General features: G+C 60.4%; 23 protein-coding genes and 1 riboswitch. Of the genes, 7 read left to right on the forward strand and 16 right to left on the reverse strand.

Annotation, left to right across the window (positions count from 1 at the left end):
* Positions 1-64 precede the first annotated feature (64 nt).
* From cysD to ACZ5TB_RS14575, 3 genes are all read left to right on the forward strand, one after another.
* On the forward strand, positions 65-976 hold the full coding sequence (gene cysD / locus ACZ5TB_RS14565) for a sulfate adenylyltransferase subunit CysD (protein ID WP_464780373.1): 912 nt from the start codon (positions 65-67) through the stop codon (positions 974-976).
* Positions 977-1,105: 129 nt separating this feature from the next.
* Positions 1,106-3,019 carry a sulfate adenylyltransferase subunit CysN gene (cysN, locus tag ACZ5TB_RS14570; RefSeq protein WP_464793137.1) on the forward strand — a complete coding sequence of 638 codons (1,914 nt, stop codon included), beginning with the start codon at positions 1,106-1,108 and terminating at the stop codon, positions 3,017-3,019.
* 8 nt (positions 3,020-3,027) lie between these two features.
* Positions 3,028-3,789: a 3'(2'),5'-bisphosphate nucleotidase CysQ gene (locus ACZ5TB_RS14575; protein ID WP_464772820.1), complete on the forward strand. Its 762-nt coding sequence runs from the start codon at positions 3,028-3,030 to the stop codon at positions 3,787-3,789.
* 192 nt (positions 3,790-3,981) lie between these two features.
* Here ACZ5TB_RS14575 and ACZ5TB_RS14580 read toward each other — a convergent pair whose 3' ends face one another.
* Genes ACZ5TB_RS14580 through ACZ5TB_RS14590 form a run of 3 tightly spaced genes read right to left on the reverse strand, consistent with a single transcriptional unit; the run spans position 3,982 to position 9,628 of the window.
* Positions 3,982-5,346, reverse strand: coding sequence for an efflux transporter outer membrane subunit (locus ACZ5TB_RS14580; protein ID WP_464793138.1), 1,365 nt, complete (start codon positions 5,344-5,346; stop codon positions 3,982-3,984).
* A complete protein-coding gene (locus ACZ5TB_RS14585) occupies positions 5,343-8,480 on the reverse strand; it encodes an efflux RND transporter permease subunit (protein ID WP_464793139.1) in 3,138 nt (1,045 codons plus the stop codon). Before ACZ5TB_RS14585 ends, ACZ5TB_RS14580 begins: the two co-directional genes overlap by 4 nt.
* 8 nt (positions 8,481-8,488) lie before the next feature.
* Positions 8,489-9,628 (reverse strand): efflux RND transporter periplasmic adaptor subunit, encoded by a 1,140-nt coding sequence (locus ACZ5TB_RS14590; protein ID WP_464793140.1) that lies wholly within the window; start codon positions 9,626-9,628, stop codon positions 8,489-8,491.
* A 249-nt stretch (positions 9,629-9,877) separates the two neighbouring features.
* On the opposite strand from ACZ5TB_RS14590, the gene ACZ5TB_RS14595 reads away from it, so the two are divergent.
* A complete protein-coding gene (locus tag ACZ5TB_RS14595; RefSeq protein WP_464793141.1) occupies positions 9,878-10,612 on the forward strand; it encodes a response regulator transcription factor in 735 nt (244 codons plus the stop codon).
* Entirely contained in the window at positions 10,609-11,979 is a 1,371-nt protein-coding gene (locus tag ACZ5TB_RS14600; RefSeq protein ID WP_464793142.1) for an ATP-binding protein, read from the forward strand. The genes ACZ5TB_RS14595 and ACZ5TB_RS14600 overlap by 4 nt, the downstream gene beginning before the upstream one ends.
* Here ACZ5TB_RS14600 and ACZ5TB_RS14605 read toward each other — a convergent pair.
* The 6 genes from ACZ5TB_RS14605 to ACZ5TB_RS14630 form a co-directional block, all read right to left on the reverse strand.
* Positions 11,960-12,595, reverse strand: coding sequence for an ATP-binding cassette domain-containing protein (locus ACZ5TB_RS14605; protein ID WP_464793143.1), 636 nt, complete (start codon positions 12,593-12,595; stop codon positions 11,960-11,962). The genes ACZ5TB_RS14600 and ACZ5TB_RS14605 overlap by 20 nt on opposite strands.
* Complete coding sequence (modB, locus tag ACZ5TB_RS14610) at positions 12,585-13,286, reverse strand: molybdate ABC transporter permease subunit (protein WP_464793144.1); 702 nt, start codon at positions 13,284-13,286, stop codon at positions 12,585-12,587. The genes ACZ5TB_RS14605 and modB overlap by 11 nt, the downstream gene beginning before the upstream one ends.
* 2 nt (positions 13,287-13,288) lie before the next feature.
* Positions 13,289-14,053 (reverse strand): molybdate ABC transporter substrate-binding protein, encoded by a 765-nt coding sequence (gene modA / locus ACZ5TB_RS14615; RefSeq protein ID WP_464793145.1) that lies wholly within the window; start codon positions 14,051-14,053, stop codon positions 13,289-13,291.
* Positions 14,054-14,119: 66 nt separating this feature from the next.
* Complete coding sequence (locus tag ACZ5TB_RS14620; protein ID WP_464793258.1) at positions 14,120-14,662, reverse strand: septal ring lytic transglycosylase RlpA family protein; 543 nt, start codon at positions 14,660-14,662, stop codon at positions 14,120-14,122.
* Positions 14,663-15,004: 342 nt separating this feature from the next.
* Positions 15,005-15,178, reverse strand: coding sequence for a hypothetical protein (locus ACZ5TB_RS14625; protein WP_464793146.1), 174 nt, complete (start codon positions 15,176-15,178; stop codon positions 15,005-15,007).
* 102 nt (positions 15,179-15,280) lie between these two features.
* Complete coding sequence (locus tag ACZ5TB_RS14630; protein WP_464793147.1) at positions 15,281-15,832, reverse strand: hypothetical protein; 552 nt, start codon at positions 15,830-15,832, stop codon at positions 15,281-15,283.
* Positions 15,833-15,964: 132 nt separating this feature from the next.
* Between ACZ5TB_RS14630 and ACZ5TB_RS14635 the strand changes: the two genes are divergently transcribed.
* Positions 15,965-16,162: a hypothetical protein gene (locus ACZ5TB_RS14635; protein ID WP_464793148.1), complete on the forward strand. Its 198-nt coding sequence runs from the start codon at positions 15,965-15,967 to the stop codon at positions 16,160-16,162.
* Between the two features lie 29 nt (positions 16,163-16,191).
* Here ACZ5TB_RS14635 and ACZ5TB_RS14640 read toward each other — a convergent pair whose 3' ends face one another.
* Complete coding sequence (locus tag ACZ5TB_RS14640; RefSeq protein ID WP_464780362.1) at positions 16,192-16,419, reverse strand: hypothetical protein; 228 nt, start codon at positions 16,417-16,419, stop codon at positions 16,192-16,194.
* Positions 16,409-16,612 carry a hypothetical protein gene (locus ACZ5TB_RS14645; RefSeq protein ID WP_464780361.1) on the reverse strand — a complete coding sequence of 68 codons (204 nt, stop codon included), beginning with the start codon at positions 16,610-16,612 and terminating at the stop codon, positions 16,409-16,411. The genes ACZ5TB_RS14640 and ACZ5TB_RS14645 overlap by 11 nt, the downstream gene beginning before the upstream one ends.
* A 140-nt stretch (positions 16,613-16,752) precedes the next feature.
* On the opposite strand from ACZ5TB_RS14645, the gene ACZ5TB_RS14650 reads away from it, so the two are divergent.
* A complete protein-coding gene (locus ACZ5TB_RS14650) occupies positions 16,753-17,568 on the forward strand; it encodes an NmrA family NAD(P)-binding protein (RefSeq protein ID WP_464793149.1) in 816 nt (271 codons plus the stop codon).
* Between the two features lie 46 nt (positions 17,569-17,614).
* On the opposite strand, the gene ACZ5TB_RS14655 is transcribed toward ACZ5TB_RS14650, so the two are convergent.
* The 5 genes from ACZ5TB_RS14655 to ACZ5TB_RS14675 all read right to left on the reverse strand — a co-directional run bounded on the left by ACZ5TB_RS14655 (position 17,615) and on the right by ACZ5TB_RS14675 (position 26,032).
* Positions 17,615-18,535: an alpha/beta hydrolase gene (locus ACZ5TB_RS14655; RefSeq protein WP_464793150.1), complete on the reverse strand. Its 921-nt coding sequence runs from the start codon at positions 18,533-18,535 to the stop codon at positions 17,615-17,617.
* 93 nt (positions 18,536-18,628) lie between these two features.
* Positions 18,629-19,711 (reverse strand): enoyl-CoA hydratase/isomerase family protein, encoded by a 1,083-nt coding sequence (locus tag ACZ5TB_RS14660; protein WP_464793151.1) that lies wholly within the window; start codon positions 19,709-19,711, stop codon positions 18,629-18,631.
* A 218-nt stretch (positions 19,712-19,929) separates the two neighbouring features.
* Positions 19,930-20,007: riboswitch (cyclic di-GMP riboswitch) on the forward strand.
* 274 nt (positions 20,008-20,281) lie between these two features.
* Positions 20,282-21,772: a glycerol-3-phosphate dehydrogenase gene (gene glpD, locus ACZ5TB_RS14665; RefSeq protein ID WP_464793259.1), complete on the reverse strand. Its 1,491-nt coding sequence runs from the start codon at positions 21,770-21,772 to the stop codon at positions 20,282-20,284.
* 30 nt (positions 21,773-21,802) lie between these two features.
* Complete coding sequence (locus tag ACZ5TB_RS14670) at positions 21,803-23,338, reverse strand: right-handed parallel beta-helix repeat-containing protein (RefSeq protein WP_464793152.1); 1,536 nt, start codon at positions 23,336-23,338, stop codon at positions 21,803-21,805.
* 150 nt (positions 23,339-23,488) lie between these two features.
* Entirely contained in the window at positions 23,489-26,032 is a 2,544-nt protein-coding gene (locus ACZ5TB_RS14675) for a TonB-dependent receptor (RefSeq protein WP_464793153.1), read from the reverse strand.
* Between the last annotated feature and the right edge of the window lie 40 nt (positions 26,033-26,072).

The raw sequence follows: 26,072 nt of genomic DNA on the forward strand, positions 1-26,072 counted from the left end.
CATCTGGGAGGTTTGATGATTCGCGCCTTCTGTCATCTGGGTCTGCGAAAGGCTGGACAAGACGATGACAGATACAAAAACGCTCACCCACCTGGCGCGCCTGGAAGCGGAGAGCATACATATTCTGAGAGAGGTTGTGGCCGAGGCTGAAAAGCCAGTCATGTTGTACAGCGTGGGCAAGGACAGCGCGGTGATGCTGCATCTCGCCCGCAAGGCATTCTATCCCTCGCCGCCGCCATTTCCGCTGCTGCACGTCGATACGACCTGGAAGTTCCAGGAAATGTACAAGCTGCGCGACCGGATGGCCAAGGAAAGCGGCATGGAGCTGCTGGTCTATCACAATCAGGAAGCCAAGGATCGCGGGATCAATCCGTTCGACCATGGTGCGCTCCACACCGACATGTGGAAGACCGAAGGTCTGAAGCAGGCGCTCGACCTGTATGGCTTCGACGCAGCCTTCGGCGGCGCACGTCGCGACGAGGAAAAGAGCCGCGCCAAGGAGCGCATCTTCTCCTTCCGCACCGCCTCGCATGGCTGGGACCCAAAGAACCAGCGCCCGGAACTGTGGAACCTCTACAACGCCAAGAAGAACAAGGGTGAAAGCATCCGCGTCTTCCCGATCAGCAACTGGACCGAGCTGGACATCTGGCAGTATATCCACCTCAACAATGTGCCGATCGTGCCGCTTTATTTCGCCGATAAGCGCCCGACCGTCGAGCGTGACGGCATGCTGCTGATGGTGGATGACGAGCGCTTCCCGCTCAAGGAAGGCGAAACGCCGGTGATGCGGTCGATCCGCTTCCGCACGCTGGGCTGCTACCCGCTGACCGGCGCGGTGGAGAGCGAGGCCAAAACGCTTCCCGAGGTCATTCAGGAAACGCTGCTGACTACCACGTCCGAACGCCAGGGCCGTGCCATCGACAAGGATGCAGGCGGCGCAGGCATGGAGAAGAAGAAGCAGGAAGGTTACTTCTGACGCGCCACGGAATGCGCGAGCGTTCCGAAGCGTCAGCCCCAGCGCAGGCTGGGGTCTCGTGCCTCCAAGCCGAACCTTCCCCCAGATCAACGAGATCCCAGCTTTCGCTGGGATGACGGGATTAGACCAATGACCGACACTCTCGACGAACCCATTTACAAGACCGACGCCCTCATTGCCGAGGATATCGACGAATATCTGAAGGTGCATGAGCACAAGACGATGCTGCGTTTCATCACCTGCGGGTCGGTGGACGATGGCAAGTCCACGCTGATCGGCCGCCTGCTCTACGACAGCAAGATGATCTTCGAAGATCAGCTCGCCGCGCTGGAGGCGGACTCCAAGAAGGTCGGCACGCAGGGCCAGGAGATCGATTTCGCGCTGCTGGTCGATGGCCTCGCCGCCGAGCGCGAGCAGGGCATCACGATCGACGTCGCCTATCGCTTCTTCGGGACCGAAAAGCGCAAGTTCATCGTCGCCGACACGCCCGGCCACGAACAATATACGCGCAACATGGTGACCGGCGCATCGACCGCCGATCTCGCTGTCATCCTGACCGACGCGCGTAAGGGTGTGCTGACGCAGACGAAGCGTCACAGCTATCTGGCGCACCTGATCGGCATCAAGAATATCGTGCTGGCGGTGAACAAGATGGACCTGGTCGATTATGACCAGGCGGTCTATGACAGCATCGTCAAGGACTATACCGAATTCGCGCGCTCGATCGGTATCGAACATTTCGTGCCGATGCCGATTTCCGGCTTCAAGGGCGACAATATCACCGGCCCGTCGGAAAACACGCCCTGGTACAAGGGCCCGGCCCTGATCGAGCATCTGGAAACGGTCGAAGTCAACAGCGCGACCGACGCGGAAAAGCCGTTCCGCATGCCGGTGCAGTGGGTCAACCGCCCGAACCTCGACTTCCGCGGCTTTTCCGGCCTGATCGCCACCGGCACTGTGAAGCCGGGCGACGCGATTCGCGTGCTGCCTTCGGGCAAGACCAGCACCGTCACCCGCATCGTGACGCTGGACGGCGATCTGGACCAGGCGGTGGCAGGGCAATCGGTCACCATCTGCTTTGCTGACGAGATCGACTGTTCGCGCGGCGACGTGATCGCGCTCGCCGACAATCCGCCGCAGGCCGCCGACCAGTTCGAAGCGACCATCGTTTGGATGGCGGACGAGGAAATGCTGCCGGGCCGTCCTTACTGGCTGAAGATCGGCACGCAGACCGTCACCGCGACGGTGCAGCACCCGAAATATCAGGTGAACGTCAACACGATGGAGCATCTGGCGGCCAAGACGCTGGACCTCAACGCCATCGGTGTCGCGAACCTGTCGACCGACAAGCAGATCGTGTTCGAGCCCTATGAGCAGAACCGGACGCTCGGCGGCTTCATTCTGGTCGACAAGATCACCAATGCGACGGTCGCGGCAGGCATGCTGCACTTCTCGCTGCGGCGGGCGCAGAATGTCCACTGGCAGGCGACCGATGTCACTCGTGAGTTCCATTCGGGCCTCAAGAACCAGAAGCCGGCCGTGCTGTGGTTCACCGGCCTGTCGGGCGCGGGAAAGTCGACCATCGCCAACCTCGTCGAAAAGAAGCTGGCGCGGATGAACCGCCACACCTTCCTGCTCGACGGCGACAATGTGCGTCATGGCCTGAACAAGGACCTCGGCTTCACCGACGCCGACCGCGTGGAGAATATCCGCCGCGTGGGCGAAGTCGCCAAGCTGATGACCGATGCGGGTCTGATCGTCATCACCGCCTTCATCTCGCCCTTCCGGTCGGAGCGCGAAATGGTGCGGCAGATGATGCAACCGGGCGAGTTCATTGAGGTCCACATCGACACCCCGCTGGCTGAAGCAGAGGCACGGGACGTCAAGGGCCTGTACAAGAAGGCGCGTGCCGGGGATCTCAAGAACTTCACCGGCATAGACAGCCCCTATGAGCCTCCAGAGGACCCGGAAATCCGCATCGACACCACGGCCATGACTGCCGAGGAAGCCGCTGACGCCATCGTCGCCAGGCTGATCCCATGAGCGGCGGCATGAGCGACGCCGACCTCGCGGCGCATCTTGCCGAAACCGCTGGACGCATCCTGCTTGAGGTGCGCGCCAGCGGCATGTTCAGCGCCAAGGCGCTGGGCAAGGCGGGCGATCAAACGGCCAACCAGTTCCTTGTTCACGCCCTGCGTGAACAACGGGGCGAAGACGGGTTGCTGTCTGAAGAAGAGAAGGACAATGCCGAGCGGCTGAGCCAAAGCCGCGTCTGGATCGTGGATCCTGTCGATGGTACCCGCGAATATGGCGAGGAGCGATCCGATTGGGCGGTCCATGTCGGTCTGGCGATCGATGGGCAGCCGGAGATCGGCGCTGTAGCGCTGCCGGGCCTTGACCTGACTGGAACAGGGCAGGGTACAATAGTTCGGTCGGATCAGCCGCAGCCGATCCCGCCTGCACCCGAAAAGCTGCGCATGGTCGTCAGCCGCACTCGCCCGGCCGCCGAAGCTGTCGCGGTCGCGGAAAAGCTGGGTGCCGAGCTTGTTCCGATGGGCTCGGCCGGCGCCAAGGCGATGGCGGTGATATTGGGGCAGGCAGACATTTACCTGCATTCCGGCGGCCAATATGAATGGGACAGTATGGCACCTGTCGCCGTGGCGAAGGCGCATGGCCTGCATTGCTCCCGGATTGATGGCAGCCCGCTGATCTACAATCAGGCAAATGTGTATCTGCCCGACCTGCTCATTTGCAGAAAAGAACATGCTCAGCAGTTATTGGCCCTTATCAGCGAGGTTCAGGTCAGCGCCTGATAATCAAAGCTGAGGACTGCCAATGCCTGTTGAGTGAGGATCGAGCCATGCCGCGCAGAACGCGGCGTGGCTCGAAGCTCATTTCGTCAAAGAAAACTGCACGGAAACTGTCGCGCCCAAAGTCAGTTCGCCCGGCTTGACCGAACTTGGTGGAGAGGGAGGTTGCGGCGCTCCAGCCAATACGAGTAACACCTAAAAATCGGCGCCGATTGCGCGATAAAGGGAAATACGGTTTAGCAACAGTTCAAGGTCTGTCGCGATCGCGCTTCGTCGGGCGGAATAGAGCGAGCGTTGGTTCACAAGTGTGGTCAGGAACGGATCAATTCCCGCGCGATAACGCTGTTCGGACAAGGCATAAGCGTTCTCATTTGACATGACCAGAGCTCGCTGAGCCTGCTGCTGTTCACCTATGGTGCCTGCGCGTGCCAGGGCATCGGCGACTTCACGAAAGGCGCTCTGGATGGCGTTCTCATAGCTGGCAATTGCTGCCTGCTGTTGCGCCTTACTATATTCGACATTGCCTTTGACACCGCCGCCGAAGATGGGAAGGCTCGCCGATGGCGCAGCCGTCCAACTGAATGCGCCGCCCGTGAAAAGCGACGACAGTGCTGAACTCGCGACACCGATCGCTGACGTCAGGCTGATCTTCGGGAACATCGCAGCCCGTGCGGCGCCGATATTCGCGTTTGCAGCCTGTAACTGGTGTTCCGATTGCAGCACATCTGGTCGCTGGAGCAGGACATCTGATAAAATCCTGGCAGGGACTTGCGCAGTCGTACTGATCAGCGTGGAGAGCGACAGCGGGAGAAGGACTTCTTCCACCGGCACCCCGGCGAGCAGGTCCAGCGCATTGCGATCTTGCGCCACCTGCGTGACCGAGGCCGCGACATCGGAGCGCGCCTGTTCGACGATAGTTTCCGCCTGATGGAGGTCGAGCTTGCCGGAAAGACCGACGCCGTTGAGCGATCGTGTAAGCGCCAGCGTTCGTTCGGCGCTGCTGAGCGTATCGCGAGCTACGGCGAGCAATTGCTGATCCGCAGCAAGCGTCGCATAGGCGCTGGCCGTCTCCGCGACGAGCGCGATGCGCGCGGCGCGTGCGCCCTCCTGACTTGCGAGATAGGATTGAAGGGAGGCCTCACTCAAGTTGCGCAGGCGGCCGAACAGATCGATTTCGAACGCGCTAAAACCGATGTCGGCGCTATAGCTGTCCTGACGCTGGTCATTCCGGCGCGTGAGCGTCGCGCTGGCATCTGCCGTAACCGTAGGCATCTGGGCGGCCCGCTGAATGCGATACTGGGCGCGCGCCGCGAGAACGTTGGCCAGCGTTACGCGAAGATCCCGATTGTTGATCAGCGCCCGATCAATGATGGTCCGCAGCCGTTCGTCGCCGACCAAAGCGGTCCAGGGCAAACCTGCCTTTTCTGTAGAAAGGGCGGCTGAATATGCGGACCCATTTGGCCAGGCGGGCGGAACGGGCGCGGTGGGCCGCTCATATGCGGGCGCCAGATTGCAGGCGGTCAGGGTCACGGACAGGCCGAGGGGGATCAAGCGCCTCATGCGGGCACCTCCGATCCGGTGACAGAAGAATGGTCCTTGCGTCTGAAAAGCCGCATGATCGTGAAGAAGAACAGCGGCACATAAAATATCGCCAGCAGGGTTCCAGTCAGCATGCCGCCTGCGACAGCCGTGCCGATGGCGATGCGGCTCTGTGCGCCAGCGCCATGAGCGAGCGCCAGCGGCATAACGCCTGCAATGAAGGCGAGCGAGGTCATTATGATCGGTCGGAAACGGAGCTTGGCTGCTTCGATCGCCGCGCTCATCGCGTCCTTGCCATCGCGATAGGCAAACTCGGCGAATTCAACGATGAGGATTGCGTTCTTGGCCGCCAGCCCCATCGTGGTAAGGAGGCCTACCTGGAAGAATACATTATTCTCCAGCCCGCGCGCCCACACCGCGACGACTGCCCCGATCAGGCCCAGCGGGATTACGAACAATATTGCGAGCGGCACCGACCAGCTTTCATAAAGGGCCGCGAGGCAGAGAAAGACAACCAGCACGGAAAGAGAATAGAGCAAAGGCGCCTGTCCGCCGGACAATTGTTCCTGGTAGGAAAGGCCGCTCCAGGCATAGCTGGTTCCGGTCGGCAATTGCTGCTGCAAACGCACCATTTCATCCATGGCCTCTCCCGAACTCGCACCGGGTGCGGCCTGTCCCTGTATTTCGTAAGAGGATTGGCCGTTAAAGCGCGACACTGTTGTCGGACCCATTTCCCAATGGGTGGTAGCGAAAGCGGCAAATGGAACCATTTCGCCCGTGGCGGCAGAGCGTACCTGCCAGTTTTCAATGTCGGTCGGCAAAGCTCGATAAGGCGCGTCAGCCTGCATAAAGACCCGTTTCACGCGTCCCCGATCAATGAAGTCATTGATATAGCTACTTCCCCAGGCGGAACTCAGCACATTGTCCACATCATTTTGTGTAAGTCCAAGCACAGCCAGCTTTTCATTATCGATATCGACCTTCAACTGAGGCGTGTCCTCGAGTGTAGCGGCGCGCACACCCGCGAGCATGGGGCTTTGCGAAGCTGCAGCGAGTAGCTGGTTGCGCACGGCCAGGAATTTGTCTCGGCTGAGGCCGCCTGTGTTGAGCAGCTCGAAGGTGAAGCCGTTCGACTGGCCCAGGCCACGGATGGCGGGCGGTGTCATGGCCAGAATTTTCGCATCACGTATGGCTGCGAGCTGCTTTGTAGCTCGGTTCGCGATCTCGGTTGCGCTGTTCGCTTCACCCTCCCGGTCTTCCCAGGGGGTGAGATTGATGAAGCCTTGCGCGGTATTTTCGCCCTGTCCTGCAAAACTGAAACCTTGGGCTATGAATATATTACCGACGTTATTTCCTTCTTCGCTTTGGAAGTAGTTGCGAACACTCTCGACCACTTGCGCGGTTCGCGTGGACTTGGCGCCAGCGGGAAGGGTCATCTGCACCATGACCTGCCCCTGATCCTCTACGGGGAGGAAGCTGGTCGGCAAGCGGACGAAGATCAGCGCAAGGATGCCCAGTATCAGCAGATAGATCGTCCAGAAGAGGGCGCGCCGATGCATGATTGCCTCAAGCCGCCGCATATAGCCGCTGGTCACGCGCCCAAACCAGCGGTTGAACCGGCCCGCCCATCCCTGCTGACGGCGCTCTTCACTGGCCGATTTCAACAATGTGGCGCACAGGGCGGGCGACAGGATGAGTGCAACCACCACGGACAGAAGCATGGAGGACACAATGGTGATGGAGAATTGCCGGTAAATAACCCCCGTCGAACCGCCGAAAAAGGCCATGGGCAGAAGAACGGCTGAAAGGACGAGCGCGATGCCGACCAGCGCGCTGCTGATCTCTTCCATTGACTTGATCGTGGCGGTTCGCGCGTCAAGTCCCTCGTCATGCATCAACCGCTCGACATTTTCGACGACGACGATCGCATCATCGACCAGAAGGCCGATGGACAACACCATGCCGAACAGGGTGAGCGTGTTGATGGAATAGCCGAAAAGGGCCAGCACGCCGAAGGTCCCGAGCAGGACGACCGGAACTGCCACCGCAGGGATCAGCGTCGCGCGCCAGCTTTGTAAAAAGACGAACATGACCACGACGACCAGCCCGACGGCTTCGATAAGTGTCTTGATGACCTCATCCACGGAAAGCCGGATGAAGGGTGTCGTATCGCGCGGGAATGCGATGCTGTACCCATGGGGCAGGTTCGTGGACAGCTCTGCGACCTTTGCCTTGACGAGTTCGGCGGTCTTCAGAGCGTCGGCGCCCGGAGCGAGTTGGAGCGCGATGCCCGATCCAGGATGTCCGTTCAGCGCGGCTGAAGAGGTGTAACTTTCATTCCCAAGTTCGACCCGAGCAACATCGGAGAGGTGGACGACGGACCCATCGCTTTGAGTCTTTACGATGATGTTGCGGAATTCTTCGGGAGTCTGGAGGCGTGCACGCGCGCGAACGGTGGCATTCAGTTGCTGTCCGGCGGGCGCCGGATCAGCGCCGATCTGACCGGCGGAAACTTCGACATTCTGGGACCGGATCGCGCTTTCAACGTCCGACGGCATGAGCTTTACCGTCGCAAGTTTATAAGGATCCAGCCATATGCGCATGGCATATTGCGATCCAAAAATCTGAACGTTGCCGATACCTTCCAGACGCGAGATGGGGTCCTGAAAATTGTTGACCAGATAATCCGAAATATCAGTCTGAGTGGTTCGATCGGTGCGGTCGTACAGCGCGACCAGCATCAGGAAATCGGTCTGCGATTTGGTGACGGTCAGGCCCTGCTGCTGAACGGCGTTGGGCAACCGGCTTAACGCCTGCTGCACCTTATTTTGAACCTGTACCTGCGCGGTATCGGGGTCGGTGCCCTTATCAAAGGTGACAGTGATACGCGACTGGCCATTGGCCGTAGATGTCGATGAGAAGTACATCAGGCCATCGATGCCAGTCAGTTGCTGCTCGATGACCTGCGTGACGCTTGTCTCTACAGTATCGGCCGAAGCGCCTGGATAATTTGCTCTGATGTTGACCGCAGGTGGCGCGATATCTGGATACTGAGCGATAGGCAGCGACAGCATGGCGCCAAGTCCGGCCAGCATGATGCCGATCGCGATCACCCAGGCGAAGATTGGCCGATCGATGAAAAAGCGGCTGAGCATCGGAGGACCTAGGTCCCTTGGCCAACGGTTGCGGCGCGTACGGTATCGCCCGGTTTCACCTTGTCCGTTCCTTCGACGATCAGCCGATCACCGGACTTGAGGCCTGCGGTCACGAGCCATTTGTTGCCTATCGCCTGTGCTGTCGTGACGGTACGCTGCTCGACTTTGTTTGCGCGATTGACGACAAGCGCCGTGGCATTGCCTTTGGGATCACGGCTGATCCCCTGCTGGGGCGCGAGTATGCCATTGGGGACGACTGCCTGCGGGGCCACGACGCGGACGAACATGCCGGGGAGGAGGAGACTGTCAGGATTGGGGAAGCGCGCGCGCAGGGTGATCGTGCCGCTATTGGGGTCCACGATGGGCTCGGCAAATTCTATTCGGCCTTCAAGCGGATAGTCGCTGCCGTCGTCCAGTTTTAGCCGGATAGTGGCACTGGCGGGCAGTGCTTTACCCGCAGCCAGATTGCGGCGCAGCGCCAGAAGCTGCGCGCTGGACTGCGTGATATCAACAAAAATGGGATCGAGTTGCTGGATCGTGGCGAGGGGGGCAGTTTGACTAGCTGTGACCAATGCGCCCGGCGTAACCGAGGAACGGCCAATGCGCCCGCTGATCGGTGCCCGGACTTCGGTGAAGCGCAGGTTTATGCTGGCAGTCTGAAGCGACGCGCGGGCTTGTTGAATGGCGGCGCTGGCTTGCCGCGAAGCCGCGACCACATCGTCTCGTTCCTGCGCGCTTACGGCCTCTGTCTGTCCAAGCGCCTGATAGCGGCGCGCCTTGGCTTGAGCTGCAACCGCCGTTGCCTGTGCATTGGCTAGCGCAGCCTGCGCTTCATCGCGAGAGGCGCGATAAAGGGACGGATCGATCTGATATAATGGCTGGCCCGCCCGTACGTAGGAGCCTTCGGTAAAGAGGCGTTTTTGAATGACGCCAGCAACCTGTGGCCGCACCTCGGACATCAGCGTCGAAGCGGTGCGTCCGGGGAGTTCGGTCGATACAGTGACATCCTGCGCCTGAAGCGTGACCACGCCGACCTCAACCTGCTTCTTCTCTGGCGGCTTGCTCTGGCTGCACGCGGTCGCGAGCAAACAGAATGCCGCGCCTAATTGAGCGTAGCGGGATGAGGAGAGTGCAAAGCGCGACGGCATGGCGGCAGGCGATCCAATGGCGGGGTTCAGCAGTGCGGAAGCTTCACCCGGCGCAGGGGGAGGGGGAGCGCCGGGTGAAGGACGGGCCAGCTATTGACCGGCTCCGACACCCCCTCTTCGCTTCTTGGCAGGTGTTTGAAAAGGCCGAACATGTGCCATTGTGCATCGCAATATGTCGGAATGTATCAGCGCGTATCAGGGGCTCTGAGGAAGGCAGACTTTTCATGCTGAACACCTTAAAAGGCGGCGATGCCTGACCAGATGAACAGCCGCCAAGCACGCCTGATCGTAGTTGATGACGACCCCGATATTCGGGACCTGATTGTTCAGCAGCTGCGGCAGGAACATTATGAGGTGGTAGCCGCAGGCAGCTTGGGAGAGCTTTATCAGGCCCTTGTGGTGCATCCGGCCGACCTCATCGTGCTTGACCTCAACCTCCCGGACGGTGACGGGCTCACCCTGTGCCGGGAGTTGCGGGCCGAAGGAAATGACGTCCCCATCATCATGGTATCCGCCAGAGGCAGTGCGATCGACCGGGTGCTCGGGTTGGAACTGGGAGCGGATGACTATCTCACAAAGCCGTTCGAGCCACGCGAATTGCTCGTTCGCATACGCAATCTGTTACGCCGGTCCCATGCTGACGAACCCGACCGGCAGCGCGACAAAGGCGTGCGTATCGCCCGGCTTGGTCCCTGGCGTCTCGACCTCTTCCAGCGCAGGCTGATCGCTGAAGACGGCCGACTTGTGATGCTTTCATCAGCGGAATTCCGTCTGCTGTCCCGGTTTATCGATGAGCCCAATGTGGTCCTCTCACGGGAAAACCTTGTGCCTGAACGTCGAGCGACTGCTGCGTTCGACCGCTCGACCGATTTACAGGTGAGCCGATTGCGGCAGAAACTGGCGACCATGCCGGGGGGTGAGGAACTCATTCTGACGGTGCGGGGCGAAGGGTATGTACTCGCCAGTCCGGTGTCCTACGAATGATTGAGCGTCTTTGGAGCCGTGTTCGAGGCTTTCTGCGCTCACTGACAGGGCAGATATTCCTGCTGCTGACGATTGGCATGTCGTTGGCCGCGATGCTGGCTTTGCTGATCGCTGAACAGAGCAGGAGCCATGACTTTCAGCAATGGCGCATGCAGCGGGTGGTGGCGAGCGCCGAGGACATCGGCCATCGCCTTCAGCGTGATCCCAAGCGGGTGGAGGCCATGCTGGCGGCCCAGCAGATCATGGGCGCAGCGTTAGCGCCGGAGGGCATCGCGGTGGCTGAACCGGATGCTGAGCTTGCAAAAGCGCTCAGGGCGCGGTTCGGCCCCGGGTCCAACCCGGAGGCTAGTCAGGTTCCTGCAGGATTTTGCTTTCCGCGTCTGCGTTATGATCCATCGGCGGGCGCTGCGGGTGTGGTCAACGCGCCGCGCCCGTCATGCTGGATCGTGCGATTTACCGATAGCACTGGTGCTCGGCGGTCCATGGCGCTCAACCTGCCGCGCATGGAGCGTCCGCCCAGCATGATGGCCAACCCGCTCTATATGCTCCTGATCATCATCGCATCTGCTGGTCTTGCTATCATCGTGTCCCGAATCGTAACCCAACCACTGCGGCGCCTTGAGCACGCGGCGGAGTCCTTCTCCCTGTCGCTTGATCCTGAAGAAATCCCGGAAAATGGGCCGGAAGAAGTGCGTGCGGCGCTATCGACCTTCAACCTCATGCAACGGCGCGCGCGTGCTGGTTTTGCCGAGCGTACGCAATTGCTGGCGGCCATCAGCCACGATCTGCAGACGCCGCTTACCCGGCTAAGGTTGCGGCTTGAACTCGTCGAAAATGACGAGTTGCGTGCGCGGCTGTTGCAGGACCATCAGGCGATGCAAACCTTGGTCAAGGAGGGGCTTGATCTCGCCGCCAGTACCGAGACGCAGGAAGAATGGTCCGTCATCGACATCGATTCCATGCTGGAAAGCATGGTCGAGGATGCACAGGATCTGGGCGCTCCATTGCGGTTCGCGGGAGGGTGTGGCGGGACGATCCGGGCCAAACCCAATGCACTGAGCCGGTGCATCAGTAATCTGGTCAGTAACGCCATCAAATATGGTGGCGGGGCCGAAATCGGATGTTTCCGCCAGGGATGCAGACTTGTCATCCACATCAGGGACAAGGGGCCGGGCATACCGCCGGAACAACTAGATCAGATGTTTGAGCCCTTTACTCGCGGGGCGTCAGGGCAGCCGGGCGGGCGGCCCGGCACGGGCATCGGTCTGACTATAGCGCGGTCACTGGCGCTCACCTTCGATGCGTCCGTCCGGCTGATGAATGCGGAAGGTGGCGGGCTGGTCGCCCTTATCGAAATGAAGGCGTAATTTCGATCTTTCGCGTTGCCAGACGATCGGCTTCGTCTGGATTATGGGTGACATAGATTATTGGGAGCCGAATCTCGTCCCGTATGCGCAGCACAACATCCATGATGTCTTCCCGGCGGGCGGGGTCAATGGAGGCCAGAGGCTCGTCCATGAGCAAAGCCCGGGCGCCAGACAGGAGCGCGCGGCCAATGGCAACGCGTTGTGCTTCGCCGCCTGACAGCGTGCGTGGCCAGCGGCTGAGTAGATGTTCAATCCCGAGAAAATCGACGACCGCTTGTAGAGACATCCACCTGTCCTGCGGCGGCGCAAGCCGATAGCCATAGAGCAGGTTCGCCCGCACCCGAAGATGTGGGAAAAGGCGTCCATCCTGGAAAACATATCCGATGCGACGACGATAGGAGGGCAAATCGATGGCGGCATCGGCATCGAACAATATTTCTCCATCGACGCTGATATGGCCCTGATCCGGGCGCAGCAGACCAGCGATCATGTTGAGGATAGAAGTCTTCCCTACGCCGGAAGGTCCCCAGAGCAGGGTGATGCCATCTGATGCTGCAAAGCGCGCCGTAACGAGGGTGGGGCCGAGAAGCTTGCGGACGTCGATGTCAAAGGACATGGCTGGACCTGTCCGCCGATACCCGGCGGCTGAGCGCTTCCGAAAGCAACAGTGCGCCTAGCGACAGGCAGATCGAAATCACGGCGAGCCGCCACACGACGGCGTCGGCGCCGGGGATTTGGAGGGCGCTGTAGATGGCGAGCGACAGGGTGCGGGTTTCTCCCGGAATGTTTGAGACAAAGCTGATGGTGGCGCCGAATTCGCCGAGGGAGCGGGCAAAACCAAGAATGAATGCTGCAGCTAATCCGGGTAGAGATAGGGGGAGGAGGATTGTCAGGAAGCACCAGGCGGGGCTGGCGCCGAGGGTTTGGGCGGCTTCTTCCAGACGGTGATCTACGGCTTCGATCGATAGGCGGATGGCGCGCACCATCAGGGGGAGCGCCATGATGCCTGCGGCGATCGCGGCGCCGGTCCAGCGGAACATGACGGTCACACCTAACCACCGTTCCAGGACGCTTCCTACAGGGCCGGCAGGCCCGAAGGTCAGGAGCAGCAGCCACCCGATCACCACCGGCGGCAGGACAAGCGGGAGATGAACCGCCGCGTCGAGCAGCAGCTTGCCCGGAAAACGCCAGCGCGCGAGGACCCAGGCGAGTGCGAAGGCCAAGGGGAGAGAGAAGAGCATGGCCGCGAAGCTGACCTTCAGGGACAGCTGGACGATCTCCCATTCTTCCGGGCTAAAGGCTGCCATCGTCATCGCGTCCCAAAGTCGTAGCGGCGGAAGATCGCCTTGCCGCGTGGAGATAGGAGAAAGCGATAGAATCCCGCCGCTTCCGCATGGGTGGAGCGCCTTAGCAGCGCTAGGGGATAGGTGATTTTCGGGTGGCTGGCCGCAGGAAGAACACCGACGACACGGACGGCGTTCGTAGCCCGCGCATCGGTTTCATAAACGATGCCAAAGGGCGCCTGCTGTCGCTCCACCATCGCAAGGGCCGCCCTGACGTTTTCCGCCGCAGCCACTTTACCGGATAGCGCTGGCCAAACGCCGAGTGCCACAAGCGCCGCCTTTCCATATTTTCCGGCCGGAACGCTGTCTGGGTCAGCCATTGCGAGGCGGCCATTGCCGATTGCACGAGCGAGGGGAAAGTCGCGGCGGATCGTCATTTTCGTGCCGTTGCCCGCCGGTGCGATCAGGACGAGCCGGTTGGTGAGCAGTGGAACACGGGTGCCGCGACGGACGAGCCCTTTCGCAGCGATCGCATCCATCCAAGGCTCATCCGCCGACAAGAACAGGTCGGCAGGCGCCCCGGCCTCTATTTGCCGGGCGAGGGCGGAGGAAGCGGCGAAGGAAAGGATTGGCCGGTCATGTCCCTGCGCCGTCCAGGCATCGGCGGCGGCGGTCAGCGATTCCTGGAGACTGGCGGCGGCCAACACCAAAGGCCCGCGTTCGCGCGCCTCAGCGGGTTCAAACGCAAAGCCGGTAACGAGCAGAAGGAGCAGAACAAGGAACCGATGCATGCGACGCCTGACGCCTGAGGTATATATGCCGCTATACAGCGGTTGGCCGTCAAGGCGAGGCCAAATTCAACGTGGTGCAAGAAGGCGGCGGCGTTGCGCGGCAAGGGCTTCGCCGGTGAGCGGCGGCCGTTCGCTCGCTTGCTTGCCTTTGCGCAGGCGTTGGCGATCCTTCTCGCGGGGTTCGGCAAGCCTGACGCGCACGGCGCTTTGCCCCTGATTACGTATCCCGAGTGCTTCCGCTGCCCCTCGGGAAAGGTCGATAATCCGCCCGCGCGTGAAGGGACCGCGATCATTGACGCGAACCAGCACGGTGCGGCCGCTGCCCAGCTCCGTCACCTCGACATAGGAAGGCAGCGGCAAGGTGGGATGGGCCGCGCTGATCCCGCTCGGCCGAAACTTCTCTCCGCGCGCGGTACGGTTGCCTGATTCATTTCCATACCAGCTGGCATAGCCGACCTCATCATAGCCCGGTTGTTGCGCGGGAACATAGGTGACGCCGCGCACCGTATAGGGCGACCCGACGCGAACCGGCGTGTCCGATACGGGCTGGTACGACGCGCACCCAGCGATAAACAGGGCAAGCAAAAGCGGCAAAAGGGAGGATCGCATGGTTGCGTCATAACGGCACAGCGGCGGCCTGCTCAAGCCTGCTGTTATCGGGATAGCCAGTTGCGATTCCATGGGGATAGCACTGCTTTCCGTCAACTCTCCTAAAGGAGATTTGGCTTCCTCCCAAATCGCCGGACTGGCAGCATTAAGCGTCAGTGTTTGCAGAGCCGCGTCATTGTAGAATGCTGCTCAGTCGCCGGTGCTCGGGGAGCTTGCGGCTTCCGCGAGGTTCCCCCCAATCTCGCGGAACCGGGTCCGGTTGCCCCGACCATTATAAGGTCGAAGCTTTACAGCCGGACCCGACTTTCCTTTAGCCCTTGAGCCAAGCCAATGGGCAGCCGATCATGGTTTGGGACGGCGGTCCTTTTCGCGGTCGGCTTCATCGATCGCCTTAATCAGATCGTCGAAGGCGCCGTCGCGCGGGAGCGGGAAGAGCCGGGAAAAACTTTCGCCAAGCCGCTTAATATCGTTCTGCGTCAGCAGCCCTATCGCAACAATGTCTTCACGGGTGTCCATTCAAGACCCCTCCTGAATGACGATAACGATGCAAAGTCGATCTGGTGCCAAGCTGTTGGCGGGAAGCGGTAATAATCCTTATCTTTTTGGCGGGTTGATCGATCATGACGCGCGCCAGCGTTCAAGCGCGGTATCATATTTCCGGCGTTCGTTTTCCACGCGTTCGGCCAGCTGACGATCGGCGGCCTGCTGCTGCTTGCGCAGCTGTTCGATCTGCATGCGAAGCTGCGCCTGTTTTTCTTCGAGTTGTCTCAGCGCCGCCCTACTTTTTTCCTCTTGTTGGGCGAGGGCTTCTTCCGCCTTGTCGAGTGGTCCCCGACTGGGTCGTGGTGTTGGAGGGGATTCGCGCTTCGGTGGCGAGTTGGGAGGAGTCGCTTTTCCCGGGCGGGATTTCGCCCTGCCGGGTAGCTGCGGTGATTTGGCAAGGGATGCCAGATGTTCCGCCTCACTGCCGCGTGGTCGTTTGATGACCTTGCCGGGATTGGCGAGTGGTTCCCGCATCAATTCTGCTTCGGTGACCTGCTCGGCAGAACCGCGCGCGAAAAGATTGGCGTCGGCGCCCCAGGCTGCCAGCGCCGCCTTTTGACTGGGCGCAGCGACATAGGCGTCGTGGAAGCCGATAGGGGTGCGATAGACCTTGAGCGCGCGTGCCATGGTGGCTGAACGCCTTCGATGGCATTGGGATGCCAAGCTAACCGACATGCCGATGTTAGCGTCAGCTTCGCGCATGGATATCTGCTGCCCTCACGGCGTTGACCAAAGATAGCAGCAAAAAGGAAAAGTCGGATGCAGCAGGACAGGAAGAGCGGCCAATCATCTGATGAACCGGCAGAAGGCCGGGACGATACACCGCCGCCGGAACGGGGATCACCGCTGGCCGGTGGCGATCAGGAAAGCGGCGAAGCGGAGAAAAGGATCGAAAAAGGCGAAGTGAAGGATCCCAACCCGCTGGCACCGCCAGTTAATACGCAAGCAGGCAGTTGATGAGATCGGCCTGAAGGCGGATCGTCGCTTCAGCCGCTGATCACCGGATAACGCATTCTAAGGTCATCCATCAGCCCTTCGATCACCGAAACTTCATGGAAGGTGCCGGTTGGTGTGATCGTCCAGTTGCAATGCGGATGGGTGGCGCGGCTGTAGAGGCGAACGGCGCCGAGTAGCTTGCGCCAGTGATGCTTGCTGCGGCCGTGGTCGCGAACAAGGCGGGCGACGAGGAGATCGGTGATCTTGTCAGACGTCATCTTCGGTTTTCTCTCCGCCGATCCAGCGGCCGGGCAATTCTATATAGGCTTCCAGTTCGCGCCAGTGGCGGTCCCAACCGGGGCCACGACGATCCTCCGGCACATAAGCTTCGACCATACGGCGGGCGCGGGCCACGACATTGTCGGGCGGCGTACGCAGGCGATCGAGAATGTGGCGGATATCCTCGCTCATGACGGGCTGATAGCCTGTCCTTGGCTAACGCGCCAGTCGCCGGGAGAGCTGCCGGTATAGGAACTCTTCATGGACAAAGCGGGCGCCAGGTTACATTCATCGTTGTAATTGATATGCTGATGGCAGCCGAGGGGATAGAAATGAGCCAGAAATCGACCATTCTCATCGTCGGCGGCACGGGGAAGACGGGTCGTCGTCTGGCCGATCGTCTGACGGCTCTTGGTCACATTGTCCGCATTGGTTCGCGTAGCGCGGCGCAGCCGTTTGCGTGGGAGGATGAGGCCAGCTGGAAACCTCTGCTGGAGGGCGCGGATGGCCTTTATATCGCGCATCATGACAATACGCATCCCGATGCTGGCGCACAGATTGGGCGGCTTGCACAGCTTGCGCTCGATTGCGGGGTTAAGCGGCAGGTGCTGCTTTCCGGGCGAGCCGATGAGGGCTTTCTGGATGCGGTTGAAGGCGGACTCAGGGCGAGCGCGGCGGACTGGACAGTCCTTCGTCCGGCATGGTTCATGCAGAATTTCTCGGAAATGTTCTTCCTCGACGCGGTGCTGGCGGGTGAGATCGTGCTGCCGGTCGGTGACGCGACCGAGCCGTTTATCGATATCGAAGATGTCGCTGCTGTCGCGGCAGAGGCGTTATTGGACGGTCGGCATAGTGGACAGATTTATGAGCTGACCGGGCCGGAATCGATAGGCTTTGAAGCAGCCGCCTATGCGTTGACGAAGGCGGCGGGACGGAAGATCAGTTTCACCCCCATCAGTTTCGACGCATTTCGGGAGTCGATCCTGTCGAACGGGTTGCCCGAGGAATATGCCTATACCTATTCTGGTATCGCTGACGGCAAGCTGGCCTATGTTACGGACGATGTTGAGCGGGTTTTGGGCCGCAAGCCGAGACGCTTTTCCGAATATGCGCGGGATGCGGCGGCTAGCGGCGTTTGGGATGTGTGACTGATTGGCGGGGCATAAAGCGGAATCCGGATCAAGGCCCGTTCGCTCATTGTGGAACCTGCTGTTTCAAAATTCCGCGCATGCGCAACCAAGCGACGAATTGTGGCAGGACGCCAGTGGAAGTGGTGTTTGGGCGACCGATGCCGAAGCCATGGTCGCCGCGTTCGTAGGCGTGAAGTTCGACCGGGCGGCGCGCATTGCGCCATGCTTCGACAATGCCGAATCCCTGCTTTTTGAAAAGGTTATCGTCGAGAGCGATGGCATTGAACATGGGTGGCGCGTCGGCGGGTACGGTGACGGCAGTCATGGGGCCATAGATATAGCCGATGAAAGCCGGGCGTGCTTCGCCTTGTCCTTCCAGCGCGGCATTGAGAGCGGTCATGGCGCCTGCGGAAAAGCCGATCATGCCGACACGAGTCGGATCGATGCGGAATTCCTTTGCTCGGTTGCGGACCATGGCCAAGCCCGCAAGAGCATCCTGGGTGGCGCGTGGTTCCTTGATTTCCATGTTGGGGGTGCCGCGGGCGGCCTGCGCCATGCGTTGACCTATCGCGGCCATGAAGGCTTTGCTGTCCCGCGGCGTTTCGTTGAGGCGGTATTTGAGAACGAAGGCGGCGATGCCCTGCTCGGCGAGCGAGCGGGCGATGACTTCACCCTCACTGGACATTGACAGCGTCATGAAGGCGCCGCCGGGCGCGACGAGTACCGCCGCTCCAGTGGCCTTGGCAGGATCAGGCAGATAGGGCGTTATGGTGGGACGCGTGACGTTGCGGACGGTGTCATTTTCGATGACCAGTGGGCCATATCGAGCACTGGCATGCTCCCATTGCTCATTATCGGGGGTCTTGTCGTTGGGGTAGAGCGGCAACTCTCCCTTGGTGAGTGGGGCGATCGGCTTGATCTGCATTTGCGCAGCGGCGGGGGCAGCAATCGCCAAGGTCAGAGTGGTTAGGGCCAGGTGCCTCATCAAGTCGTCTCCCTTTCAACAATACCGATTATCTGTCCGGATTTCATATTGCCATGTGCCATCGCAGTATAGGGGGGAATGGGCGCCAGATATTCACTCTCCGAGTTCGGGAAGCGGTGTCCATTCCCTGTCCGGTGAGAGTGGTGCGAAGATGCTGTCGATAAGCGCATTCGTCACCTCTTCGGGGGTGGCCGGGTTCCATCTTGGCGCATTGTCTTTGTCGAAGATGACGGCGCGCACGCCTTCGATGAAGTCGGGGCGGCGGATGACGTGGCAGGCGATGCGATATTCATTGCGCATGTTGGCCGCGAAATCCGTGAAGGCCGCGCCTTCTGCCATTTGCCGCAGGGCAACCTTGATCGTCTGGGGCGATTTGGTTGCGAGAACCTCTAGCTGCGCGCGTGACCATTCCGATCCGTCTGCGCGCAGGGCAGCAAGGATGTCTTCGTAGCGGTTGGAGGCAAACAGCCGGTCTATGTCGGCCCGCTGTGCTTCCCAGAGGGAGGGGGGCGGCGGGTCGCTCATCTCGTCGAGGATTTCGCCGATGCCGTCGGGGTCGGCGATGATCCGGGCCTTGACGGCGTCGAGCTTTTCCGAGGCCATATAATGGGTGGCGATGCCGATCGCCGCGCAGTCCGCTCCGTTGATGCGGGCTCCGGTGGTGGCTAGCCATGTGCCGGTCCGGCCCGGCATGCGCGGCAGGAACCAGCCGCCGCCGACATCGGGGAACAGGCCGATGCCTGTTTCGGGCATGGCGTAGACGGTGCGTTCCGTCGCGATGCGGAAGCGCGCCGGATCGGATATGCCGACGCCACCGCCCATGACTATGCCGTCGATGAAGGCGATCACGGGCTTTTCATATGTGAACAGCAGATGGTTCAGCCGGTATTCGGTGTGGAAGAAGTGTTCCGCTTCCGAAAAGTCGCCTTTCGCGCTGATGGCGATCATGGCGATGTCGCCGCCCGCGCAGAAGCCGCGTGACAATTTGGGATCGCCATCGGGGGAGGGGGCGTGGTCGAGCATGACGGCTGACACGTCATCATCGTGACGCCAGGCGAGCAGGGCATCGATCATGGCGGCGCACATTTCGGTGGTCAGCGCATGTATTGCTCTTGGCCGGTTCAGGCGGATGCGGCCGACGCCATTTTGCACGAAGATGATCAACTGATCCGTCATTCTTATCCCACCTGTTTCGCTGGCGTCGCATGATGCTGTTATCGGTTCAAATCATTCCGGGGAAGGGGCTGCGGCTTGTTGGGAAGAGATGAACAACTACAGATGGATCGGCAGCAAAGTTGTCAGACCGCCTCTTTTTTTAGCCACAAATATTTGACTTGAGGCGATAATTCGGTTAAATAATCCCCAAGGCAGAGAAGCGCGCTGCGGCGAGTGATCTGACGAAAAGGCAAACTGCTGGTGACGGCAGGACGCAAAGCTTCCGATCTCTTGATTGAGACAGCGGGGTTACCGAAGCAGGACATGACGCGATGAAACCGCTTATCCTTTTTTCTCCATTGCTGAAATTTGGGCCGCCTGGCCACGCGATTTGCCGTCGGGGCTGAATTAGTCATCCGTTCGGGCGGGCGCAGGATATCGATCGAGCCTGCGCGGTCCCTGTTACAGACATACCGCGATCATGTGCGGGATCGTCCTGCCATGTCGCGCTGCCTCAACTCCCTCGGGTCGCACTGTGGGAGAGAAGCACAGCGTCCCAAAGACCCATCTCCCCACCTGGGGCGCTGTGCTTCATTCATTCCGGGCATCGGATCGGCATGAAACAGGATGGTCGAGATAGCGGGCAAGCGCCTCGCTTGCCTCCGGCGTCAGGTGCAGGCCGAGCTTGCTGCGGCGGTAGAGAATGTCTTCGGCGGTCTGTGCCCATTCTTCCCTGACAAGATAATCGACTTCCGCACGACTGAGGTCGCCGCCGAACATCTCCCCCAGATCGTCCAGCGTTTCGGCCGCGCCCAGTAATTTCAGGGCGCAGGTGCCGTAAGCGCGGGCCAGGCGGTGGAGGAGCGAATGGGGCAGGGCGGGATATTGGCGCTCCAATTCTTGCACGAAGGCGCTGAAGTCCCCGCCGGGCATGTCCCCGCCTGGGAGCGGTGCGTTCGCGGTCCAGGCGCCCTGCGTCTCGATCCCCTGAGACGTGAGGAGGTTGAGCGCCTGCTCGGCCAGTTTCCGGTAGGTGGTGATCTTGCCGCCGAAGATGCTGAGAAGGGGAGCGCCTTCGCTGTCGAGATCGAGAACATAGTCGCGGGTGACGGCGGAGGCATTGCCCGCCTGATCGTCATAAAGCGGGCGGATGCCTGAATAGGACCAGATTATGTCTTCGCGCGCGATTTTCCGGGCGAAGTAGCTGTTTGCGACGCCGAGCAAATAGTCGATCTCGGTTTCGCTGATTTGTGGTTTGCCCGGTGGATCGTGCCATTCTTGCTCGGTGGTGCCGATCAGCGTGAAGTGATGTTCATAGGGAATGGCGAAGATGATGCGGCCGTCAACATGCTGAAGCGTGAGGGCATGGTCCCCTTCGTGGAGGCGCGGGACGATTATATGACCGCCCTTTACGAGGCGGATTTTCCGGCGGCTATGGAGGCCGGAGCGGGCGATGATGTCGGCGACCCAAGGGCCTGCGGCATTGACCAAAATGCGTGCGCGCACTTCCTTCACGCCATGCGCATCCGCGATGGTGGCCGACCAGACTGACCCGTCCCGGCGGGCGTGGAGCAGGCGGGTGCGGGTTGCAATTTGCGCGCCGCGTTTGGCCGCGTCCATCGCGTTCAGCACCACCAAGCGGCTGTCCTCGACCCAGCAATCCGAATAGAGGAAGCCGCGTCCCTTGCGGTTCGCAAGGCTGTTTCCCAGGGGCGATCGATCGAGCGCGATCGTGCGTGTGCCGGGCAATTTCCGTCGGCCGCCCAGATGGTCATAGATAAAGAGGCCGAGGCGCACCAACCATGCCGGGCGCGTCGAGAGGTTTTGCGGCATCAGAAAGGCAAGCGGCCAGATGATGTGAGGCGCCATGCGCCAAAGCCGTTCCCGTTCGATCAGGGATTCACGGACCAGCCGAAACTCGCCATATTCCAGGTAACGCAGGCCGCCGTGGATCAACTTGGTCGAGGCGGAGGAGGTTTGACTGGCAAGATCGTCCTGTTCCACCAGAAGGGGCCGGTAGCCGCGTCCAGCCGCATCGCGCGCGATGCCGACGCCGTTTATCCCTCCGCCGACGATCAGCATGTCATAGAGAGGTGGCGTGGCCAAGATGCTCTACCTCCGCACTTCTGAAACATGAAGGCGGCGGGGCTGCTTCAGTTTCACGAAAGTTCCGAGTTCGCGGCGCAGCATGCCCAGCATCCACAGCCGATGATTTGCGATATATTCGGGAAAGCCGTCCGGTTTGGCGGGGTCGAAGACGGGCACCTGCCAGTCAGCAGGCTGTTCTTCATAGCTGGTTTCGATCTGGGCGCCGCCGTCATCGGGGGCATCGACATGACTGCCCAGATAGCTATTGCCCTTGAACCGGAAAGATTCCGCTGGGTCAAAGCCCGCCTTGATCAGATAGTCAGGGCCGTTGCGCCCGATCTCGCTACCGTAGCGGGCAGTCCCCGCAACCTTGAACACATTGCTGCGGAAGCGGACGCCGCGCGCCCATCCGTCCCATTGCGTCGCGACGACCATCTGCACGTCCATCGCCTTTCCGACATGGACGACATTTTTCTCGATCAGCGCGTCTGACACATTGCCTGCGATCTGGAATATGCGCGTGCCGTCATTGCGGCTGACATTGAAGCGCGCGACTGTTCCGTGGTTGCCGATATTGGCGCTGTCGTCCTGGCCGGGCGAACAGATGAGCAGAAAGCCGCCTGCATTGTCATGGCTGTAGTTGTAGAGGAACGTCGTGCGGCGGGAGTTGAAATCGGAATCGAAGCCCTGACCATCGTAACGGGTCCGAGTATAGGCGGCCTCGTTCAACTGTATCAGACTGTTGTCCGTGCTCCATTGCCAGATGCCTGCATTATAGCCGGGCGCGCGGCTGCCCGCATAACGCACGATATTATGTTCGATGAGCGCGCCATTGGTGCCCCGTGGTACGATGCCGTCGCCGCCCACATCTTCCACATAATTGTCACGGATGACGACCTTTTCGCTGGGAAACCAGTTGGAGGATGTTACCTGATCGCTGATCCCGGCTATGCCGGATCGATCGACGCGCCAGACGATGTTGCGTTCAATGATGAGGTCGTCGAAACGGGTAGGCAGCTTTTGCCCTGTGGCGCGGAAGACTATGCCGCCATTATCCTTTCGGTCGTTGGTCCCGCGTACATCGTGAATGTACATGTCCCGAACACGGATACCGCGCGTGATGCCGCGATCCTCGGCCGATATGAGAAGGCCGGTGCGGTGGGCGGGAAGGGGGCTGTCGTTCGTGATTTCGAGGCCGCTGACCGTCACATAATCTGTATTGATGATGCCGACGGCATGGGGAGAAACGCCGCCTGCATCAATGCGCGCACGGGGACCTGTTCCGTCAGAAGTGACGGTGATGGGGGCCTTTTCACTTCCGGAACGGGTGAGCGTTAGAGGCTCTCGCCATACCGATCCCGCCATCAGCTTGACCTGATCGCCGGGTTGCAGCGGGAAAGTCGATAGGCGGGAGAGAGAGCGCCACGGCTGCGTTGGTGAGGTGCCGTTGAAGCTGTCGTCGCCCAGCGTGGAACTCACATAATAGGTTTCGGCATTGGCTGTCGCAATGAAGCCTGAAGACAGGGCAAGAAGGGATGCGGCGGCCAATGATTTCAGCAAGTTCGGCGTATCCCTTCGCGCTAGGTCGGTTTCTTGTTTTAGCGCAATGAGCCTGAATGCGAAGTGAAATGATCGCCAAGGCCAGGCAGAAAAAGGCCCCGCCTCCGGGAGGAGACGGGGCATGGGAGGGCGGGATGGCCCCGAAAAGGGTTAGAATTTGGCGCCGACGGTGATGCCGTAGGTTCGCGGTTCGGCATAATATCCGCCCGCATAGCCGAGCTGGCCGAAGTCGATGCCGCGAACGAAATCCTTCGCGTTGGTGAGGTTCTTCACCCACAGGCGGACTTCGCCTTCGCCCGTTCCCAGAGGAATGCCGTCAACGCCGATCTGTGCGTCGATCAGGTCGATATTATCGCCCTTGATCTGTTCGTTGAACGGGGAACCGAGGCTGCTGCTGAAATTATATTTGCCGTCCTCGTGCGTATAGCCGATCCGGCCGCGCAGGGTGGCATTGCCCCAGTTCAGCGGGAATTGCGCGTTCAGTGCCACATTGGCGGTCAGAGGTGATGTATAGCCGGGCGTTGCGATCGACGCGATGTTGACCGGAGGCTCCCCGGCCACGGGCGACTGTCCGGCCAGGAACTCCTTATATTTTATGTCGATATAGCCAATGCTGCCATCGATGGAGAAGTTGTCGGAAAGGACCGCCTGCGCTTCGGCTTCGACGCCATTATAGACGACCTTGCCCGCGTTGATGATGCGGGTAGCAAATGTGCCTGCTGGAGCGTCGGTGACCGGGCCGATAACAGCCAAATTGTCGTAGATGTTGTGATAGGCCGCGACGTTCAGGCGCAGGCGGCGGTTGAACAATTCCGTCTTTGCCCCGATTTCGTAGGAGGTCACCTTCTCCGGTTCAAAGCTGCCCAGCTGGTTGGTGCCGGTGAGCGCGGGGTCCTGAGAATTGAAGCCACCCGAACGATAGCCCGTGGCGGCGCGCGCATAGACGTTGATGCCATCGGCGACATCATAGCCCGCCATCAGGTTCCAGGTGAACTTGCTGAATTTGGCAGCGCCATATTCCGGGACGGGAGGCGGGGCTGCGCCGTTCTGGAGACGGATCATCTTCTTTTCGTCCCAGGTGTAACGGCCGCCCGCAGTCAAGCGGATGCCACTGTCACGGCCACCCGGATAGAAGGTGAACTGGCCATAGACCGCAGTGCTCTCGCTCGATGTAGTGTAGTCAAGCCGGGCAAGCGTCTGGACGAGCCGGTAACGGGCTCGATTGTTGGCGGCGAAGTCCGGTCCAAGAGGGCCGAAATTGGCGAGGAAGACCGAGTTGGTGTCCAGGATGAAACCGCTATTTTGACGGCCGTTTTCGGAGCCCTTCTCCCAAAAGTAGAAGCCGCCAACGACCCAGTCCAGCGAGCTGCTGTCGCCGGAAATTTCGACTTCCTGGCTGAATTGCTTGTGGCGCCGTTTATTGTCGACGAAGAACAAATCCTGGCTGACTGTCGGCACCGGCGCGGCAGAAATGAACGGAATGGCGACGGCCGGTATGGTGGGAATTTGCTGAAGCAGGAATGCAGGCATTCCATTGAACAATGTTGCGTTGGAGAAGGCCGGGCCACTAAACGCGCCAAGGCCGTCCAGATCGGTTACATAGTCGCTGTTCCAGAAACGATAGCCTGTGGTCGACTTGACTTTGAACCCGCCAAAATCATTCTGGACTTGGAGGTTATGACCCCAGGTCTTATCGACGGCGCGGCTGAGGATGTTGTTGCAGACTTCGTGCCGGTAGGTGCGGCGGGGGGTGGCCAGTGCCGCGCATTCGGGATCGGCGAAGGTCGCGCCCGCCAGATATTGAGCGACCGGCGCCTGCTGCGTCACCAGCGCCTGCCGACCATCGACGGTGATGGGGGCATTGGGCGTGCCATCGGCGAGATGGGTCAGGATGAAGGGCAGCGGCGTGCCCTTGATACGGTTCCAGTCGAAAACATATTGGATGCTGCCGGTTCCGCCCAGGTCGATTTTGGCGCCAGCGCGAAACGCATCTGACTTTCGAGCGCCCGGATCGCGGGAGTCGCGGGGTTGCAGAATGTTGTCGATAACCCCGTCACGTTCACTGTGGCTGTAGGAGAAGGTGGTTGAGATGCCTGCAATCTCACCGGGATCGAGGGAAATTTTGCCGTTCCAGGCGTTGAAATTGCCGTAGCCAGCCTCCGCCTTCAGCCGGAAGGTGGATGAGGGCGCGCGGGAAATGAAGTGGATTGCGCCGCCCGTTGTATTGCGGCCGAACAGGGTGCCCTGCGGCCCGCGCAGAACCTCCACCCGTTCAATGTCCATGACGCTAAGGCCCATGGCACCGCCGCGCGCGATATAGACGCCGTCCACGTAAAGGCCGTTGGCAGCATCGATGCCGAAGCTTTCGCTGCCGCCGTTTGAGATGCCGCGCATGGAAAAGACCGCCGCGCTGTTGCTCGTGGTGCCCTGCGTCACGACGACGTTTGGAGCAAGGCCGCTGAGGTCCCGGCTGTCGCGAATGCCGAGCTGTTCCACCTTTTCGGCGCTGATCGCGCTGATGGCGATGGGGACATCCTGAAGATTCTGTGCGCGCTTCTGGGCGGTGACGACGATTTCGTCGAGCCCCGGCTCCGAAGGTGTCGCGCTGGTCTGTGCCATTGATTGGTTGGCAAGAGCCAGACCGCTGACCCCGATGATCAGCTGTAGCGCTGCACATGTATATGTCTTGGCCATCAATATCTCTCCCATAGATATTATAAGGTTCGTAGTTGTG

The sequence above is a fragment of the Sphingobium sp. TomTYG74 genome (genome assembly GCF_055393875.1).